The sequence below is a fragment of the Aliiroseovarius sp. F20344 genome (assembly GCF_023016155.1).
In the GTDB taxonomy this organism is placed as follows: Bacteria; Pseudomonadota; Alphaproteobacteria; order Rhodobacterales; family Rhodobacteraceae; genus Aliiroseovarius.
Genome location: NZ_JALKBG010000003.1, coordinates 732,501 through 736,073 on the forward strand (window position 1 = coordinate 732,501; position 3,573 = coordinate 736,073).

Genomic DNA, 3,573 nt, shown 5'->3' on the forward strand with positions numbered 1-3,573 from the left:
TCCTAGGCTCCACCATTACCTTCCTGTCGATTTGACCGTTAAGAGCCTTTGGGTTTTTAACCGTCCAATCGGACGTCTTTTACATCGTTTAGAGAGAATACAATAAACAACACTGTTGGTGCCACAAGTGGGTGGTTGCCTCAGCGGTTCTTCCTTCGGGAAGCGGTTGATTTTGGTCCCTTTCCTCGGACCTTCTTCGATATCGCTGCTGAAACGATGGTGTTGTCCAAGTCAAGTACACTAACCAAGCTGCATTCGAAAGAATGTCAGCTCGTTCGAACGCAAGTTCGAACATGTGCTTCTTAACGGATCAAAGACCGACATCTGCGATCCAGTTCTTCGGAACAGTTAGGAAGCGCGGGAAAGTATGCTTTTGGTCCAGTTTGCCCTTCGGGGTAAGATGGCAGATATACAAAAGGTCTGTCTTCTTCTGGATCAAATCAAGCGCGAGAAGGGCGTTTGGTGAATGCCTTGGCAGTAAGAGGCGATGAAGGACGTGATACTCTGCGATAAGCTTCGGGAAGGTGAGAATAGCCGTTATACCCGAAGATTTCCGAATGGGGGAACCCACCTGACAGTTCATTATAATAACTTCGGTTATTTATAGTGTTCTGAAACAGGTATTTATAGACTGAATACATAGGTTTATAAAAGCAAACCCGGGGAACTGAAACATCTAAGTACCCGGAGGAAAGGAAATCAATTGATACTCCCCTAGTAGCGGCGAGCGAACGGGGACCAGCCGAGCCATGAGTGTGGATAGAATGCGTTGGGAAGCGCAACCATAGTGGGTGACAGTCCCGTATATGAAGCACAATTGGACGTATTAAGTAGGGCGGAACACGTGAAATTCTGTCTGAAGATCGGAGGACCACCTTCGAAGGCTAAGTACTCCTTACTGACCGATAGTGAACCAGTACCGTGAGGGAAAGGTGAAAAGCACCCCGACGAGGGGAGTGAAACAGTACCTGAAACCGAACGCCTACAATCAGTCGGAGGCCCCTTGAGGGCTGACGGCGTACCTTTTGTATAATGGGTCATCGACTTGGTCTATCTAGCAAGCTTAAGCCGTTAGGTGTAGGCGCAGCGAAAGCGAGTCTTAATAGGGCGAATGAGTTAGGTGGATCAGACCCGAAACCGAGTGATCTAGGCATGGCCAGGTTGAAGGTGCGGTAACACGCACTGGAGGACCGAACCCACATCTGTTGAAAAAGATCGGGATGAGCTGTGCCTAGGGGTGAAAGGCCAATCAAACTCGGAGATAGCTGGTTCTCTGCGAAATCTATTTAGGTAGAGCGTCATACGAATACTCCCGGGGGTAGAGCACTGAATGGGTAATGGGGGCATACAGCCTTACTGATCCTAATCAAACTCCGAATACCGGGAAGTACTATATGGCAGACACACAGCGGATGCTAACGTCCGTTGTGGAGAGGGAAACAACCCTGACCTACAGCTAAGGCCCCTAATTCATGGCTAAGTGGGAAAGCAGGTGAGACGACCAAAACAACCAGGAGGTTGGCTTAGAAGCAGCCATCCTTTAAAGATAGCGTAACAGCTCACTGGTCTAAATAAGTTGTCTTGCGGCGAAGATGTACCGGGGCTCAAGCCATGAGCCGAAGCTTAGGGTGTGCACTTATGTGTACGCGGTAGCAGAGCGTAGTGTGACATAGTTCCATTCCTCATTAGATCTGTTCGCAGATCCTTTGAGGATAGGAGCTTTCGATGAAGCGGGCGTGTGAGCGATCCCGTGGAGAGATCACTAGTGAGAATGATGACATGAGTAGCGACAAAGGGGGTGAGAGACCCCCTCGCCGAAAATCCAAGGGTTCCTGCTTAAAGCTAATCTGAGCAGGGTAAGCCGGCCCCTAAGCCGAGGCCGAAAGGCGTAGGCGATGGGAACCAGGTTAATATTCCTGGGCCGTGGAGTGGTGACGGATCTCGAAGGTAGTTCATCCTTATCGGATTGAATGGGCTGCTAAGAGGTTCCTGGAAATAGCCCTCCTGTAAGACCGTACCCTAAACCGACACAGGTGGATAGGTAGAGTATACCAAGGCGCTTGAGAGAACGATGTTGAAGGAACTCGGCAAAATACCTCCGTAAGTTCGCGAGAAGGAGGCCCAGTTTCTACGCAAGTATTGACTGGGGGCACAAACTAGGGGGTGGCGACTGTTTACTAAAAACACAGGGCTCTGCGAAGTCGCAAGACGACGTATAGGGTCTGACGCCTGCCCGGTGCCTGAAGGTTAAAAGGAGGAGTGCAAGCTCCGAATTGAAGCCCAGGTAAACGGCGGCCGTAACTATAACGGTCCTAAGGTAGCGAAATTCCTTGTCGGGTAAGTTCCGACCTGCACGAATGGCGTAACGACTTCCCCGCTGTCTCCAACATCGACTCAGCGAAATTGAATTGCCTGTCAAGATGCAGGCTTCCCGCGGTTAGACGGAAAGACCCCGTGCACCTTTACTACAGCTTCACATTGGCATCAGACACAACATGTGCAGAATAGGTGGTAGGCTTTGAACCAGAGACGCCAGTTTTTGGGGAGCCTCCTTTGAGATACCACCCTTGTTCTGTTTGATGTCTAACCGCGGTCCGTTATCCGGATCCGGGACCCTGTGTGGCGGGTAGTTTGACTGGGGCGGTCGCCTCCTAAAGAGTAACGGAGGCGCGCGAAGGTTGGCTCAGAGCGGTCGGAAATCGCTCGTTGAGTGCAATGGCAGAAGCCAGCCTGACTGCGAGACTGACAAGTCGAGCAGAGTCGAAAGACGGCCATAGTGATCCGGTGGTCCCGAGTGGAAGGGCCATCGCTCAACGGATAAAAGGTACGCCGGGGATAACAGGCTGATACTGCCCAAGAGTCCATATCGACGGCAGTGTTTGGCACCTCGATGTCGGCTCATCTCATCCTGGGGCTGGAGCAGGTCCCAAGGGTACGGCTGTTCGCCGTTTAAAGAGGTACGTGAGCTGGGTTTAGAACGTCGTGAGACAGTTCGGTCCCTATCTGCCGTGGGTGTAGGATACTTGAGAGGAGTTGCCCCTAGTACGAGAGGACCGGGGTGAACGTTCCACTGGTGGACCAGTTATCGTGCCAACGGTAGTGCTGGGTAGCTATGAACGGACAGGATAACCGCTGAAGGCATCTAAGCGGGAAGCCCCCCTCAAAACAAGGTATCCCTGAGGACCGAGGAAGACTACCTCGTCGATAGGCCAGAGGTGTAAGCGTGGTAACACGTTCAGCTGACTGGTACTAATGGTCCGATAGGCTTGATTTGATCCAGTAGAAGTTAGATCTCTACGGATAATCAAAAGCATACATCACAGTAGCACTTGACTTGGAAATTGCTCTTTATTCGGTTTGGTGGTCACAGCACCAGTGAAACACCCGATCCCTTCCCGAACTCGGCCGTTAAGCACGGTTGCGCCAATGGTACTGCATCTTAAGGTGTGGGAGAGTAGGTCACCGCCAAACCTAATAAAGAGCAAGAAAACGTATCCTCTCTAAACGATGATAAAAACAAACAAAACGCCGCCGAGCAGAAATGCCGGCGGCGTTCTGCGTTCAGGGGGGGAA

The 3,573-nt window shown here is 51.3% G+C and carries 1 tRNA gene and 2 rRNA genes (1 of these 3 cut by a window edge); all 3 read left to right on the plus strand.

Annotated features, from left to right (window positions below):
• A tRNA-Ala gene (locus MWU55_RS04105) sits at nucleotides 1-15 on the plus strand; it begins 61 nt to the left of the window's first position.
• Nucleotides 16-438: 423 nt separating this feature from the next.
• A 23S ribosomal RNA gene (locus MWU55_RS04110) occupies nucleotides 439-3,274 on the plus strand.
• Nucleotides 3,275-3,356: 82 nt separating this feature from the next.
• Nucleotides 3,357-3,471, plus strand: a 5S ribosomal RNA gene (gene rrf / locus MWU55_RS04115).
• The last annotated feature ends 102 nt before the right edge of the window (nucleotides 3,472-3,573 follow it).